Origin of the sequence: Staphylococcus pasteuri (assembly GCF_030547725.1) — a bacterium.
Lineage (GTDB): Bacteria > Bacillota > Bacilli > Staphylococcales > Staphylococcaceae > Staphylococcus > Staphylococcus pasteuri.
In genome coordinates this window covers 1-15,486 of sequence record NZ_JAUOQO010000016.1, presented here as the reverse complement: position 1 = coordinate 15,486, position 15,486 = coordinate 1, and the positions used below count along the sequence as shown (strand labels likewise).

Genomic DNA, 15,486 nt, shown 5'->3' with positions numbered 1-15,486 from the left:
GGGAGTTATGCATGAGGAAAGCTCATGCGAACCTAGAAACCTTACGAATTGATTCGTTAGAGGGAGTTATGCATGAGTAAACTCATGCGAACCGAAGAGTTATTAGAATTCAATCGTTAGAGAATTCTGTAAAAGTTGATTATAATTGATAATGTATCTCAATAATTTGTAATGATAAATCTATTGGAGGGAATTTAAATGTTTATTGCACAAGTTACTTTTTCTACATCAGATGAATCTGCAAAAGAAGTTTTATTAAAAAAAGCCGAAAATGCGAAATCTGATTTTGAAGGATTCGAAGGTTTAATTGATGCTGAAGTATGGAAAAATGAAACAAAATCAAAAATAGAATATTCTATTGTATCAAAATGGGATGAGAAAAAATCATTCCAAAATTGGGTGTCCAGACCAAGTCATGTTGAAGAACATAAAAAAATGAGAAAAGAAGAAAAAGAGCAACAAGACAGTCTCAAAAATAAAATAGAAAAAACTCTAAAACAGTATGAACTTTTTGATTAAAATCTATAGTGAATGATATTAAAAAAAAGAGCATTAAGATGACTTTGATTTCAATCATCTTAATGCTCTATTCTTTATGATATTAATATATTACATTGAAAAGTTAGCTAATGTAGTTATCCATTCCTGATGTCCATTAATCATAGGATAAGTGTTGTCACTAGCCATGTCTTTCGCTGGTTTACCAATTTGTGATTCTTGAGTTAAAATTCTTAGTCTGTTATGGGATAATTTTTCAATAAGCCAAGCATGATAAAAATCTAAGAATTCATCACCTGTTGCATTATTCCAGCCATGCCATGCGATTCTTGCAATATTATCTTCAACCATACATTCTTCAACTTCAGCTTCTATATCAAAACCGAATGTTTTAAATTTAAAACGTGTATTTTGTTTTAAAACTGGAGAATCTTGATTATACATATAAATATCGCTACTATTTGAATAGTAATTTTCCCATTTAGAAGTGTTTAATAAACTCTCTATAACATTATCAAATGATAAATCTTTAACGATGATTTCATTTGAAGCAAAATTATCTGTTGTACCTGGTAACCATTTTTCTGGCCATTTAATTTCATTTAACATTTAAGTCATTCCTTCCCAATTGATTTTAATTAATAGTAGCATTACATATTTATCTTGAGAAGAACGCACTTTAATGTAAGATAGTATCCAAAAGGTAAGTATGGATTAATAGATACTAGCTATCTGTTGGCTTAACAATATAATCTCCCATAAACTCCTCTCCCCAATTACACATTTCATTTAAAATATGTTCCAATGTTTTTCCGTAGTCTGTCATATAATATTCTGTTTTAGGAGGTACTTCTGGGTAAATAACCTTCTCAATGAACCCTTCTTTTTGTAGTTCTTTAAGCTGTTGACTTAACATTTTTGGAGAAGCTTGAGGTAGTAATCGTTGGATTTCATTAAAACGTAAAGTATTATTTAGGAGGTACCACAATATAATAGGTTTATATTTTCCACCAATTAAACTAATTACTGCTTCTACTGGACAGTTATATGTTTTATGTGTCATCTTTTCGCTCCTTTCTTAGTTATATACATATATAGAAAAATGAGAGGAATATATCTAATGTTAATTTAGATATATGCCCCTCTAAGTAAAATAGTATCTCTTCAAATTTAAGTGCTTTGTAATTTATTGTTTAAGATCAATGTTGATAAAACAATACTAAAGGCTCCGCCTATAATACCAGCGATAATGTCTGTTGGATAATGTACGCCTAAGTATACACGAGATGTTGACACCATTAATATTAGTGAGGCTGCTAAGCCAATAAGTACGCCTTTAGATAAACCTGAATCAGTTCTATTAAGAATATAAATGATACTACCAAAATAAGAAGTAGATCCCATTGCATGACCGCTTGGGAAACTAAAACCAGTAATATCGATTAAACGTAATAACGTTGGTCTTTCTCTATCAAAGATGTTTTTTAATACAGGGTTTAAAATACTAGATAAACTCATCACAATTACAAAAAAGAGTGTTTCTATTCTTAAACGTTTTAACATTAAATAAGCGATTAATATTAAAGATAAACATACCATTGCCCAAACTTCACCGAGTTTTGTTGCACCTAACATAATAGATGTAGTGATGAAGCTTTCTGAGGCATAAATGAACTCATATACTTCATTATCAATCCACTTACCTAATCGAGATTCGTGAAAGAATGCAATGATACCGAATATCAAAGTAAAAATGATAAGTAATGAAATTCGTTTTAATCGACTCATTGCAATATTCCCCCTATTGATTCAAAGCATCTTTGATAATTTTATCGTATATATCTTCTTTAGTGTAACTTTCTTTGTAAGTTTGCATTTGTTTAATGATGTCATCACGGTTAGATTCGATATGGTTAAGTTCTTGTATCAATCTTACTTGTGTAAGTTCATCTTCAGGAATAGCTCGACCATAACCTTTAGTTTCGAAGTTTTTCGCATTATCTATTTGATCACCACGGGATTGATCTAAACCTAAAGGAATTAATAACATTGGTATTCTTAATGTTAAAAATTCATATATTGCATTTGAACCTGCACGACTGACAACAGTATCAGTAATAGCTAATAAATCAGTTAAATCATCTTTAACAAATTCAAACTGTATATATCCCTCTTTATTTATTGAATTATCTACTAATCCTTTACCTGTAAGATGAATAACTTGATATTGTTGTAATAAAGCTTCTAAATTTTCTCTTATAGCGTCATTTAATTTTTTACTTCCTAAACTACCACCCATAACAAGTAACACTTTTTTGTCTTGTTTAAAATCAGTTAATTGGTAACCACGTTGTTTATCACCTTGTTTTAAATCTTCACGTACTGTTGCGCCAACAAAGTCTGCTTTGTCTTTAGGTAAGTAATTTAATGTATCTTCAAATGTTGTATAGATTTTTTTAGCAAATTTCAATGCAATTTTATTGGCTAAACCTGGTGTTAAATCTGACTCATGAATGATTGTAGGAATTTTTAAAGAACGAGCTGCAATCACTACTGGTACAGAAACAAACCCACCTTTAGAAAATAATAAATCTGGCTTTTGTTTTTTTAGAATTTTGCGAGCATCTAAAACACCTTTTAAAACTTTAAAGATGTCTTTAGCATTATCAAATGATAAATAGCGTCGTAATTTACCACTAGAAATTGGATAATATGGAATATTTGGTAATTGAGATTCAATCATTTCCCTTTCTATTCCAGATTTTGATCCAATATAAAAAGCTTCATCGCCTTTGTCTGTTGCAGTTGGAATCAGACTTAAGTTAACTGAAACGTGTCCAACTGTTCCTCCACCTGTAAATGCGATTTTAGTCATAAATATAACCTCTATTCTTATATGTTTTTATAATATGCGTAAAATGGTGCACCGCGATCGAAAGGATGATAATCAATTTCGGCTTCGCCCACTTTTGTAAAGCCAAATTTTTCGAATAATCCTTGAGCTGGTTTATTAAGTGCAAATGTATCAGTCAAAATGACATGAACACCGTGCTCTTCTGTCATATCTACTGCAAATTGGAATAATTCAGTAGCAGCACCTTTATAAGACTGAGAACCAGCTAAACGGTGTATCACATATGCCCCTTTACGATCAATAGGCCATTCTAGTTCATCATACCATTCTGATTGATTTTGGTCGATGACAATAAAACCATAAATTTCATTATCAACATCTAATACATAAAGTGTTTCAGATTCGATATCTTCTTCAAAATGTTCAGTGACAGGGTATTTGTCATCCCACTGATTATTGTTGAATTTCTCCATAATTTCTTTTGCTTCTTCTACTAAATTCTCAATACTTGAAAGATCATTTTTTGTTGCTAATCTAATCATAATCTAAAACACCTCTTTGTATTTATAGTTATAGGTTAAAAAGCTTTCATCATTTAATTCACATATTTTCATCTTTTTAAACTTATTTCAACTTCTTGATTAATTTATCTAAAACTGTGTCATTTTTATTAGATTTTTCGACTAATTTTAGAGTGAATTTATCATTTGTTTCTTTATCAAATTCACCTGTTACTTTTAAATTGTTGTCTTCTTGGAATTTCTTTATAGCCGATTCTAAGCTTGAATCAAATGTTTTAGATTCGTTATCAACTTTGAATCCTAATGCAGTTAACCCAATTTTCATTGTTTTAACATGCTTGCTTTCATCACCGATTTTATATGTTTTCTTATTAGGTATGACATTTAGAGATTGATATTTTGGAGTTTCTATTTTTACATCTGGTTGAATACCTTTACCATGAATATAATGGCCATCAGGTGTTAACCATTTCAATTCTGTATATTTCAATAGTGAACCATCATCAAATTCACGTGTTGTTTGAACAATACCTTTACCAAATGATTTAGAACCATAGACTTTAGCTTTGTGATAATCTTTGAGTGCGCCAGTGAATACTTCTGATGCACTTGCTGAACCTTCATTAATTAGGATTGAAACTTTCATGTCTTTAGCTTCTTTTAATGGGTCATTTTCTGTTTTAAGTTGTTGTTTGTCATCACCTTTTTGAAGTTGGACAACAGTTTTGTCTTTATCTATGAAAATATTTGCCATTTTCACAGCTTCATCTAATAATCCACCTGGATTGTTACGTAAATCTAAAACAATATCTCGTACACCTTGTTTGTGTGCTTTCTTGACAGCATTTTTAAGTTCGCCAGAAGTATTGTTTTGGAATTTATTAATTGTGATTACGCCAACATTATCTTTCTTCTCATATTCAACACTTTTAACATGAATAGTATCACGTTTAATTGAAATATCTTTTTCTACTGAGCCTCGTTTAATCGTTAAGACTAATTTTGTTCCTTTTTTACCTCTAACCATTTTGACGACTTCATCTAGTGGCTTATTCTTTATTGATTTATGATTAACTTTTGTAACAACATCTTTCGGTTTGATCCCTGCTTTTTCCGCTGGGGAGCCTTTCATAGGGCTAGTAATACTAATTTGATCGTTTTTCTTTTGCATTTCAGCGCCTATACCGACAAAATCACCGGACACACCTTCATTGAATGATTTCGTTTGTTCTTTAGTCATATATTCTGAATAAGGATCTTTTAATTCTTTAACCATACCGTCTATAGCTGCTTGTGATAGTTTGTCAGATTTTTGTTTTTTATAGTAATCTTTATTTAAAGTTTTATAAACATATTCAATCTTATGTAAATTTGCACGTTGTTCCTTATTTAAACCACTCATGTGATGACTGATTAGTATTGTTGCTGCAACGGTAATAGCCGCAGTTATAACGATAATACCTATTAGTAATGTAATCAGTTGCCATAATTTAAGATGAATTGGTTTCTTTGGTTTATCTTTCTTCTTATCTTGTATTGAATTTTGTTGCTCATCTGGCGTTTGATCCTCTTTATTATTAGTCACATAATCACTCCTTTTAAAAATGGTGACAATTCAATTTGATGTCTTTGAGTGAAACATCTTTATGATAACTTTATCTTTATTTTAAATTCAATTTAATACATTTAATCATTTGCTTTCAAAATGATACTTACAGTATGTATGGATTATTCTTCAAAATCAACTGAAATATAACATGATAAAGTTAAAAAGAATTTAAAATAAGCCTGTAACAAAATTCTATTGTCACAGGCGATAAATACATAATTATTAAAATTTAAGCCATTCAGTATATTCTTCATATAAATCATCGAAGACTGACATAGATAGAGTAAAATCACCATGAGTTTCGATATATTCAGATAGTTCGTTGAAATCATTCTCATGACGTGGGAATGCTAAATCTTCAAATATTTGTTCAGCTAATTTCCCTTTATCATCTTTTCTACCTCTAACTGTCATAGCGAATTGATAAAATGAATAATTTTTCATTAGTTCATTGTCACATCAATGACTTTTGTTTCACCTTTAACTGCTGCTTGAACATCATCAAAATGAATTGATGCTGCTTGATCAGAATTAGTAATAATTACAGGAGAAATAACTGATTTTGCATTATTTTTAATGTATTCAACATCGAATTTGATAATTGGATCTCCAACTTTAACATTGTCACCACTATCCACTAATACTTCAAAACCTTCACCGTCTAATTGGACAGTATCTAATCCGATATGAACTAATAATTCAAGTCCATTTTCAGCTTTTAGACCAATAGCATGTTTTGTAGGGAAAACATTATCTACTGTACCTTCGATTGGTGATACTACAGTACCCTCTGTTGGGTTAATACCAAATCCTTCGCCCATCATTTTCTGAGCAAATACTGGGTCTGGAATGTCTTCGATTTTAACGTATTCACCTGATAATGGTGAATAAACTTGAATATTTTTATCTACTTCTTTACTTTTACCGAATAATTTTTTAAACATTTTGTTCCACTCCTATTTCTCAAAGTGTTGTATTAAGTCACCGTAACCTAATTCTTCTAATTTGTCATATGGTATAAATTGAATTGATGCTGAATTGATACAATATCTTAAACCGCCTTTATCTTTAGGGCCATCGTTAAATACATGTCCTAAATGACTATTTGCATCTTCAGAACGTACTTCGGTTCTAACCATACCAAACGTTTTATCTACTAGCTCGATAATTTCTTCATCGTCGATTTCTTTCGAAAAGCTAGGCCAACCACAATCAGATTCGAATTTCTCTTCTGAAGTGAATAATGGTTTGCCAGATAATTTATCGACATATATACCTTTTTCAAAATGATTCCAATATTCATTTTGAAATGGAGGTTCTGTCCCATTTTCTTGTGTAACAAGATACTCCATATCATTTAGTTCATCTTTATTCTTCTTAATCATGTTGAGACCCCCAATGTGATTCTATAAATGCTTTTCTGCCTGAACCTCGTTGATATTGTTCGTAATGTTCAGGATTTTTCTTATAGTAATCTTGATGATAGTCTTCTGCAGGATAGAAGTTTTTATATGGTTTAACTGGAGTAATAACAGGTTTCTTAAAAATACCTTGTTCATCAATTTGTTGTTTCTTCAGTATTGCAGCTTTACGTTGTTCTTCGTCATGGTAAAAAATGATAGGTTGATAACTTTCACCACGGTCGAAAAACTGACCCCCATCGTCTGTAGGGTCAAATGTTTTGAAGTAAACATCTAAAATATTTTCAAATGAAGTTATTTTAGGATCATAGGTAATTTGCACAGCTTCTACATGACCAGTTTGATTAGTACATACTTGCTCATAAGTAGGATTTTCTACATGCCCACCACTATATCCAGAAACAACTGATTTAATACCAGGATATGATGTGAATGGTTTTACCATACACCAAAAACAACCTCCAGCTAACGTTGCATAAGCCATTTGATTGCCTCCTTCCTATTTTGTTAATAATTTACGATATTATATTAAAGAAATAAAGATAAACGCTCAAAAGTTTATAAATATCTATATATTGGATTAGTTTTCGCGAACAACAACCAATCCAATAGCGCCTTTACCTGTATGTGTTGAAATGACAGGTGTTGTAACATTTACATCATAATTATGGAAATTAAAAGCTTCTGTAAATGTATTTTTAACTTTATCTACAAAATCCATGGCATTTGCGTGAGTAATACCTACTGATTTAAGTTTATGATTTTCAATGAATTCAGAAATTTCTTTTTTTAAATAATTGATACTAGTGTTTTGTGTTCGAGCGTTGTGAACGAGTTCCAATTTACCATCATTGAGCGTACCTATAGGTTTGATTTTCATGATATTACCTATAAGTCCTTTAGTTTTACTTATACGTCCACCTTTAATTAATTGATTTAATTGGCCAATTACTACAAATAACTTAGTGTTGTCTTGCAACTTTTTAACACTATCAACAATATCAGATGTTGACGTACCTTCTTCGAAAAGTTCAACGATATGTTTAATTTGATAAGCTAGACCGTTAGAAATAGATTTGGAATCAATTACAGTGACATTAGCATCTACCATTTGACTAGCTTGGTAAGCTGTATTATACATACCGCTTAAACCAGAAGATAAATGTATGCTAATAATTTCTACATCACCTTCCCCAAGTTTTTCATAAACGTTAATAATTTCACCAATAGAAGCCTGACTTGTTTTAACATCAGCATCTTGTTCTAAATACTCAATATATTCCGAAGATGTAATGTCAACTTGGTCAACATAAGATTTACCATTAATTGTAAGATTTAATGGGATTACATGGATTGCGTTTTCTTTTAAATAACTTTGAGGTAAATCTGAAGTAGAATCTGTAACGATAACTTGCTTAACCATAAATAGTCCCCCTATGATTTTTTCCTTATTAAATGTAAAAATGTATGTGGAATAGTATTTTTTTCGTCTAGTTCGCCTTCAACTGAGGACTCAACTTCCCAATCTTCAAAAGTATAACGAGGAAAGAAAGTATCTCCTTGAAACTTACCATTAACCACAGTTATATACATATCGTCTACTTTATCAATCATTTCTTCAAACAAAGTTTGGCCACCGAATATAAACACATGACCTGTTAAATCTTTTATTTCTTCAAAAGAGTGAATAACGTCCACACCTTCAGGATGAAATGACTTATTATTAGTCAAAACAACGTTACGTCTATTAGGTAAAGGTTTGCCTATAGATTCATATGTTTTTCTTCCCATAACTAATGTATGACCTGTAGATAATTGTTTAACATGTTTAAGATCATTAGGAAGATGCCATGGTAATTGATTTTGATAACCTATGACTCTTTGTTGATCATGTGCGACTAAAATAGATAATGTCATTTCATTGTCCTCCTTGATATGTGGGCATTAGTGTATCGATTTCATAAATTAAATGTAACATAAATTGAATACAATTCGTTACTATTAGGTAGTAATTAAGGAAGTTTTCTAAAGATAAATTTGAAAATTTGTAAAATACTTATCAATATTAAGATTAATTTAAAAATTATACTGCAATTGGTGCCTTGATAGCTGGATGAGACTCATAGTTAATTAATTCTATGTCTTCATAGTCGATATCAAAAATAGATTTATCTGAGTTAATTTTGATTTGAGGTGGATTGAAACTATCACGAGAAAGTTGTTCTTGTACAGCATCCATATGATTTGAATAAATATGTGCATCACCAAAAGTATGGACAAATTCCCCAACCTCTAAACCGCATTCTTTAGCTATTAAATGAGTAAGTAAGGCATAGCTTGCAATATTAAATGGAACACCTAAAAAGATATCTGCACTACGTTGATATAATTGACAACTTAATTTTCCATCTTGTACATAGAATTGGAACATCGTATGACACGGAGGTAATGCCATTGTATCGATTTCAGTTGGGTTCCAAGCTGAAACGATATGACGGCGTGAATTAGGATTTTGTTTAATTTGCTCGATAACAGTTTTAAGTTGATCAAAATGGTTGCCATCTTTATCTTCCCAATCTCTCCATTGTTTACCGTATACATTTCCTAAATCACCATATTTTTGTGCGAACGTATCATCAGTTAAAATTTTCTCTTTGAATTTCTTCATTTCAACTTTATATAATTCGTTAAAATCACTATCATGTAATGAACGATGGCCAAAATTTGTCATATCTGGACCATGATAATCATTAGAATTAACATAATTTTCAAAAGCCCATTCATTCCAAATATTATTATTGTATTTTAATAAATATTGGATATTTGTATCCCCTTTGATAAACCATAATAATTCTGTAGCTACAAGTTTAAACGAAACTTTCTTAGTCGTTAATAAAGGAAAGCCTTTGGATAAATCAAATCTTAGTTGATGACCAAATTTTGAAATTGTGCCTGTATGTGTACGATCATCTCGTTGATTTCCAATGTCTAAGATTTCTTCACAAAGACCGTGATATGCTGCGTCGAATGAATTGAGCATGGTTGTATACATCCTTTCTATATTTTATGTAATGAAGTGGAATCCTATTATCTTTCAATAGTCACATTAATATTATTATACTGGTAATTAGACGCATAAAAAAGTATGAAACAAGATATTTGATAAAATTAATGAAGGGTCAATTTTTCTTATTAATAAAAAAGCGATACAGGACACTCAAATTAATATGAGCCTCCCGTATCACTCTAATCAGCATTATTTTGTTTCACAATAATCGTCGAATGCATCTTTTAAATCCATTGCGATATCGTTAATATCTCTACCTTCGATATGTTCTCTAGGCATGAAATGAACGAGATTTTGTCCTTTAAATAATGCGAATGAAGGACTTGAAGGTACTTGTTGAATATATTCACGCATTGTTTCAGTAGCTTCTTTATCTTGTCCTGCAAAGACAGTTACTTTATGAGTTGGTTTAGCTTCATTTTGTTCAGCAACTGCTACTGCTGCTGGGCGTGCTAAACCTGCTGCACAACCACATGTTGAATTAATAACAACAAATGTTGTATCGTCTTCATTTACATTATTCATATATTGATTTACTGATTCACTAGATTCTAAACTTTCAAACTGATGATCTGTAAGTTCAGAACGCATTTGTTGTGCAAGTTCTTTCATATATTGATCATAGGCATTCATAATTTTATGCTCCTTTTAGTAATTATTAGGATTTATTTCTATTAGCGATTTGTTTCCAAACTGAACCTAGGGCTTCATCCCCATTTTCTATTCTAGAAATGGCCATTTCAATTTGTAATTTAACTTCATACGCTGAATCATTAGCATGTGCTTTTAAGCTATTTAGCTGTTGCTCGTTTCCTTCATCAAAAATAAACATAGCAGCTCTCCAACGAACGATTTTTTGAGGATCATCTAATGCTTTTTCCATTTCTGGAAGTGCTTCTTTATAACCTAAGTCACTTAAACAATCCCCTGCAGTTCGTCGTACGGCAGGACTCTTATCGTGTAACCCTTTATAAATATAAGGTAAAATGTCTTTATCCTCAACCATACCTAGTAAAACTACAGCCTCACGACGAAGCGGAATCTTTTCCTCATTTAATGCATAATCTAATAAAGGAATATCGTCAAAAGTCGGCGTTGGAAATGCTTTAAGCATACGTAATTTTTCTTTCCAATCAGAAGCTTGTTGAAATTCAGCTAATGTTACATGTTTATAATGACTTTCGGGGATAACAATATCTGTTTCTAGTGCTTCGTTAACTAATTGTTCTATTCTTGACACTGGGTATAACGCTAATATTTCTTCATAAACGTCATCCATGACTTCATCTATGTCGCCATATCGTATGCCTAAATTTTCCCATTTTCTTAGAAAAACGACATTATCATTATCTTTTTGAGCTTTAAGCATACTATCTACATAAAACTCTGGTAATTGTTTACGTTTTTCATCTTGTTGAGTTGATAATTTAATTTGATATGGTATACCCTTAAACATTAATGCTTCTGCCTTAATCTCGCCATAATGTTCATCTGGTTGATATTCTTGATTCTCATTTTCTTCATTATTTAGAGTAGATGTAATTAATGGCAAAACATTCTCCCAATCGGCTTTTGGTTGTTTATCTATAGCTAGAAAATCCATAACATGGAAAATAGACTTAACACCTTCAAGATTTAATAAATCTTTAATATATTGAGGTTGTTGTTCGTTTACCTCAGTATAAGTATTTGATTTATTGTCTTGCCTCTTTTCAGATAGAACAATTTTCATAGTATTAGGACTCGGTGTAGGTTCTACACGTAAAATTTCCATAAATGTGTCCCTCCATGAAATTAAATTTGATTATTGGTTGAATTTATCTTCAATTTGAGGAATAAGTGTATTCCAATCAGCTTGATTCTCTTTATCTACAGAGATGAAATCCATAACGTAAAAAATAGATTTCACACCGTCGATATCGAATAATGCATTGATAAATTCAGGTTGTCCTTCTTGAGCTTCTGTATAAGTATTTGATTTCATATCTTCACGTGATTCATTTAAAGTGATTTTCATAGTGTTGTGGTTTGGTGTTTCTGAAATTGAAACAATTTCCATATTAACTACCTCCTATTGAAGTTCGTTTCCAATTTGTTTGATTTGTTTACCAATTGAACATTCATTGATACAAAAATGATGTGCCTGCGTCTTATTTTCAGTCTTTCTTATATGCGACTTTAATGGACATTGATGACAATACGTAGTCAATAATAGATCAATTCGATTTATAGCTTGTTGTTCGGAATAAGTAAGTATATTCTCAACTCCCTTTAGCTATAGCGTTTATTATGTCGCAAATAAAGAGATACATTTAGTTTTTAATACTACCTCAATCATTCACATGTAAACATTATAGCATTTATTATGGATGGATTAACAATAATCAATTTGCTATTAAGAACCACAAATTTAATTAACGTTACGTATTGCATTAGTAACATTTTTCAAGTAAAATGGTTAAGTTATTTTAGCGGTTTCTAAACACCCGCATTAACAAAATTTAGGAGGAAAAGTATATGTATAATGAAATTTTTGGAATAGCTACGTTTTTAGTAACGTTTATTTTAATGGTAGTGATGTATCGATTGTTTGGTAAACATGGTTTAATAGCTTGGGTAGCAATTGGTACAATTATTGCTAATATTCAAGTCATCAAAACTGTAGAAATATTTGGTATTTCAGCTACTTTAGGTAATGTCATGTTTGCGTCTATTTATTTGGCTACTGATATATTGAATGATATTTATGGAAGAAAAGTAGCTAAACGTGCAGTGTGGTTAGGATTTTCTTCAACATTAGTTATGATTATTGTCATGCAAATGTCATTACATTTTATTCCTGCTCCAGAAGACACAGCTCAAAGCGCATTTCATGCCATTTTTGATGTTGTGCCACGAATCGCATTAGGTTCAATCGTTGCATATATTATCGGACAACATATAGATGTGTTTATCTTCTCACTAATTAAAAAAATATTTAGTTCTGATAAAACGTTTATTATAAGAGCATATGGTAGTACTGTAATTAGTTCTATCATTGATACTGCCCTTTTCGTATCTATCGCATTTATCGGAAGTTTACCTGGTATGGCAGTATTTGAAATATTCATAACAACATATGTATTAAAACTTATATCTACTATTTTCAATGTGCCATTTGGCTATATTGCGAAATCATTTTATCGTAAAGGTAAAATTAGTAAATTGGATGAAGGTTATTAATATATAGTGGCCACACGCTTTACTTAATTTATAATTGAGTTGAAGCGTGTTTTTTATTTAAATAAATCCATAATTTGATGTTTTTAATTGAAGTATTTTTAAATTACTGTTCTTTTGATTAAAATAGATATTATGATTTAGATTGTAAGGAATTTTGATATAAGCGGGTGTGAAAATGGCAAAAATTAATTTTGACGCAGCAACAAAAGGTAATCCTGGAATGAGTACTTGTGCTATCGTCATTAAAGAAGATGATCAACATCATATTTTCACTCATGAATTAGGTGAAATGGATAATCATAGTGCTGAATGGGCAGCGTGCATTCATGCATTGGAACATGCAAGAGAACTTAAAGTAAGTAATGCCCTTCTATACACAGATTCGAAGTTGATAGCGGATAGTGTTGATGCGGGATATATTAAAAATGCTAAATTTAAACCCTATTTTGAACAATTAGAATTATTGGAAAGAGATTTTGAGTTATTGTTTGTAAAATGGGTTCCTAGAGAACAAAATAAAGAAGCTAATCAACATGCACAACAGGCTTTATTTAAATTGTTAAAGCGTAAATAGTAAAAAGAAGATGCTGGAATATAAGTCTTAAAATAATAGCACTAAGATGATTTATTTTAATCATCTTAGTGCTTTCTTTATATCCAATACTTCGTATTGCATGGCTTCGCTATGCCCAACTTGCTTTGCTTGTAGAAACTGATTTAATCAGTTTCTCTGTGTTGGGTCCCTTCCCATGGTACAGTTTCAGCCAGAAATACTACACAGATAAATCTGTGAGAATTTCTAAGGTCTTCAACTAGTACTGTTCCCTCAGGAGTCTTGCCATAAATACTACGTATTTATATGTAATTTTTCATTAAAATACTTATAGATAATGAAAAAGGCAATTTCTATATTATTTCAATAGAAATTACCTTTTTTCATTTGTCTTAGAATTTTATATTCCGTACACCTTTATTTTGAAGAATTAGGATAAATTTATTGTGTTTTATTTTTTACGTTTTGAAGATTTTTTATTATTCTTTTTCTTCTTTTTTGAGTTTGTGACTTTCTTGTAATTAGATGTTGATTTACCTTTTGCTTTATTTTCATTATCTTTACGATTTTGTTTCTTTTTAGCAATTAATATAGGTGCATCTTTATCATTACCTTTAAGCTTTTTCTCTTTTGATGAATTTGAAGATTGTTTGTTAGTTTCTGTTTCATCTTTTTTCTGTTTAGATAATAACAATGGTTCATGGTCATTATCACTCAATAAATGTTTTTTATCATCTTTAATAGTATCTTTATGATTCAACATTTCGTCTTCTTCTTCTTTTCTACGGCGTTTTGCCATTACAAACCAGAAACTAGCTAATAATCCAGAAATACCTACAAATCCTAGTGTCTTTTTAAGTACATTAGCAATTGAATCTGTCACACTATGTGTATTTTGATGATTGTTATTTTTATCTTTGTTTTGTTTAGATTTATCGCTAGGTATGCTGCCATTTAATTTTTCTTTAGTTCCATTTCCGAAGATAGTAGTAGCATTAGTTTGATTAGCTCTAACTACTCTAGTTAAATCGAAAGGTCTATTTAAAGTATTGTTGAATTGATTTCTGTTTCTACCAATATTTGTATTGATTTGAACAGCTAAGATACGATTAATACCATCTCTCAATGCATCATCCACTTCTTGTGGTGTGTGAGCATTTTTGATTCTTCTAATCGTGTCATTAACTATGCTATTAATTCTATTTAAAGCATCTTGTTTTTGACTTGCAGTACCAAATCTACTGTTTCTTATGTCATTAGCTTTTTGTGTTGATATTTTATTGATATTTTTAATAGCATCGTCTTTACGTTTCACTAAATCTTTAATTGGATTTACAGAAATAATCTGAGATATAAACTTATGTTGTTGTTTAGTTATATCTTCAAGTGATTTTGAATTATCAATATCTTTAAGCGCTTGATCTTTTAGACGATTCACTTCGTCTTTAGCATCAGCTTTTTGTTCTGGTGTTAAATCAGGATTATTATCAATTTCTTTAAGTTTGTTGTTAGCTGCGTCTTCGATAGCTTGTTTCGCTTTGTCTTTCGCTTGATCAATCGTAAATTGATTTGGATCAAATTGGTTGATTGTATCTTGAGCTTGAGATTTCGCTTTATCAATGCCAGTTAAGTCTTTCGCATTATTAATATCTTTCAATGCCTGATCTTTAAGGCGATTGACTTCGTTTTTAGCAGCAGCTTTTTGTTCTGGCGTTAAGTCAGGATTATTATCAATTTCTTT

The 15,486-nt window shown here is 30.7% G+C and carries 21 protein-coding genes; 3 read left to right on the top strand and 18 right to left on the bottom strand.

The annotated features are described in order from the left end of the window. The first annotated feature begins 198 nt into the window (after nt 1-198). Nucleotides 199-519, top strand: coding sequence for an antibiotic biosynthesis monooxygenase family protein (locus tag Q4528_RS12295; protein WP_017638004.1), 321 nt, complete (start codon nt 199-201; stop codon nt 517-519). A 90-nt stretch (nt 520-609) separates the two neighbouring features. Here Q4528_RS12295 and Q4528_RS12290 read toward each other — a convergent pair whose 3' ends face one another. From Q4528_RS12290 to Q4528_RS12210, 17 genes are all read right to left on the bottom strand, one after another. Then, on the bottom strand, nt 610-1,107 hold the full coding sequence (locus Q4528_RS12290; RefSeq protein WP_303521759.1) for an SRPBCC family protein: 498 nt from the start codon (nt 1,105-1,107) through the stop codon (nt 610-612). A gap of 115 nt (nt 1,108-1,222) precedes the next feature. Beyond that, nucleotides 1,223-1,561, bottom strand: coding sequence for a winged helix-turn-helix transcriptional regulator (locus Q4528_RS12285; RefSeq protein WP_029055352.1), 339 nt, complete (start codon nt 1,559-1,561; stop codon nt 1,223-1,225). A gap of 107 nt (nt 1,562-1,668) precedes the next feature. Further along, nucleotides 1,669-2,286, bottom strand: a complete 618-nt coding sequence (locus Q4528_RS12280; RefSeq protein ID WP_046466678.1) for a phosphatase PAP2 family protein — start codon at nt 2,284-2,286, stop codon at nt 1,669-1,671. Between the two features lie 13 nt (nt 2,287-2,299). Continuing rightward, on the bottom strand, nt 2,300-3,373 hold the full coding sequence (gene murG, locus Q4528_RS12275) for an undecaprenyldiphospho-muramoylpentapeptide beta-N-acetylglucosaminyltransferase (RefSeq protein WP_046466679.1): 1,074 nt from the start codon (nt 3,371-3,373) through the stop codon (nt 2,300-2,302). A gap of 17 nt (nt 3,374-3,390) precedes the next feature. Then, the gene (locus tag Q4528_RS12270; protein WP_017638009.1) at nt 3,391-3,894 is read right to left on the bottom strand and encodes a GNAT family N-acetyltransferase; all 504 of its coding nucleotides are present in this window, start codon (nt 3,892-3,894) and stop codon (nt 3,391-3,393) included. A gap of 82 nt (nt 3,895-3,976) precedes the next feature. Further along, on the bottom strand, nt 3,977-5,410 hold the full coding sequence (locus Q4528_RS12265) for a S41 family peptidase (protein ID WP_390323512.1): 1,434 nt from the start codon (nt 5,408-5,410) through the stop codon (nt 3,977-3,979). A 294-nt stretch (nt 5,411-5,704) separates the two neighbouring features. After that, on the bottom strand, nt 5,705-5,926 hold the full coding sequence (locus tag Q4528_RS12260) for a YozE family protein (protein WP_017638011.1): 222 nt from the start codon (nt 5,924-5,926) through the stop codon (nt 5,705-5,707). Next, nucleotides 5,926-6,426 (bottom strand): PTS sugar transporter subunit IIA, encoded by a 501-nt coding sequence (locus Q4528_RS12255; protein ID WP_017638012.1) that lies wholly within the window; start codon nt 6,424-6,426, stop codon nt 5,926-5,928. Before Q4528_RS12255 ends, Q4528_RS12260 begins: the two co-directional genes overlap by 1 nt. A gap of 12 nt (nt 6,427-6,438) precedes the next feature. Continuing rightward, nucleotides 6,439-6,867 carry a peptide-methionine (R)-S-oxide reductase MsrB gene (gene msrB, locus Q4528_RS12250; protein WP_303521754.1) on the bottom strand — a complete coding sequence of 143 codons (429 nt, stop codon included), beginning with the start codon at nt 6,865-6,867 and terminating at the stop codon, nt 6,439-6,441. Next, the gene (msrA, locus tag Q4528_RS12245; protein ID WP_046466681.1) at nt 6,860-7,387 is read right to left on the bottom strand and encodes a peptide-methionine (S)-S-oxide reductase MsrA; all 528 of its coding nucleotides are present in this window, start codon (nt 7,385-7,387) and stop codon (nt 6,860-6,862) included. Before msrA ends, msrB begins: the two co-directional genes overlap by 8 nt. 96 nt (nt 7,388-7,483) lie before the next feature. Beyond that, a complete protein-coding gene (locus Q4528_RS12240; protein WP_046466682.1) occupies nt 7,484-8,326 on the bottom strand; it encodes a fatty acid kinase binding subunit FakB in 843 nt (280 codons plus the stop codon). Nucleotides 8,327-8,337: 11 nt separating this feature from the next. Further along, a complete protein-coding gene (locus tag Q4528_RS12235; RefSeq protein WP_017638016.1) occupies nt 8,338-8,820 on the bottom strand; it encodes a dihydrofolate reductase in 483 nt (160 codons plus the stop codon). Between the two features lie 166 nt (nt 8,821-8,986). Further along, nucleotides 8,987-9,943 carry a thymidylate synthase gene (locus tag Q4528_RS12230; protein WP_046466683.1) on the bottom strand — a complete coding sequence of 319 codons (957 nt, stop codon included), beginning with the start codon at nt 9,941-9,943 and terminating at the stop codon, nt 8,987-8,989. Between the two features lie 216 nt (nt 9,944-10,159). After that, nucleotides 10,160-10,603 carry a bacilliredoxin BrxA gene (gene brxA, locus Q4528_RS12225; RefSeq protein ID WP_029055347.1) on the bottom strand — a complete coding sequence of 148 codons (444 nt, stop codon included), beginning with the start codon at nt 10,601-10,603 and terminating at the stop codon, nt 10,160-10,162. Nucleotides 10,604-10,628: 25 nt separating this feature from the next. Continuing rightward, nucleotides 10,629-11,744 carry a conserved virulence factor C family protein gene (locus Q4528_RS12220; RefSeq protein ID WP_303521749.1) on the bottom strand — a complete coding sequence of 372 codons (1,116 nt, stop codon included), beginning with the start codon at nt 11,742-11,744 and terminating at the stop codon, nt 10,629-10,631. A 30-nt stretch (nt 11,745-11,774) separates the two neighbouring features. Beyond that, nucleotides 11,775-12,029, bottom strand: coding sequence for a NifU N-terminal domain-containing protein (locus Q4528_RS12215; RefSeq protein ID WP_046466685.1), 255 nt, complete (start codon nt 12,027-12,029; stop codon nt 11,775-11,777). 12 nt (nt 12,030-12,041) lie between these two features. Beyond that, nucleotides 12,042-12,227 carry a zinc-finger domain-containing protein gene (locus Q4528_RS12210; RefSeq protein WP_072291812.1) on the bottom strand — a complete coding sequence of 62 codons (186 nt, stop codon included), beginning with the start codon at nt 12,225-12,227 and terminating at the stop codon, nt 12,042-12,044. Between the two features lie 260 nt (nt 12,228-12,487). Here Q4528_RS12210 and Q4528_RS12205 point away from each other — a divergent pair, with 260 nt between their 5' ends. Together Q4528_RS12205 and Q4528_RS12200 are read left to right on the top strand one after the other, a co-directional pair. Beyond that, a complete protein-coding gene (locus tag Q4528_RS12205) occupies nt 12,488-13,192 on the top strand; it encodes a queuosine precursor transporter (protein ID WP_046466686.1) in 705 nt (234 codons plus the stop codon). A 175-nt stretch (nt 13,193-13,367) separates the two neighbouring features. Further along, nucleotides 13,368-13,766: a ribonuclease HI family protein gene (locus Q4528_RS12200; protein WP_029055345.1), complete on the top strand. Its 399-nt coding sequence runs from the start codon at nt 13,368-13,370 to the stop codon at nt 13,764-13,766. A gap of 430 nt (nt 13,767-14,196) precedes the next feature. Here the strand turns inward: Q4528_RS12200 and Q4528_RS12195 are convergent. After that, nucleotides 14,197-15,486 (bottom strand): DUF1542 domain-containing protein (locus Q4528_RS12195; protein WP_303521746.1); only part of this gene is annotated, 1,290 nt, incomplete at its 5' end.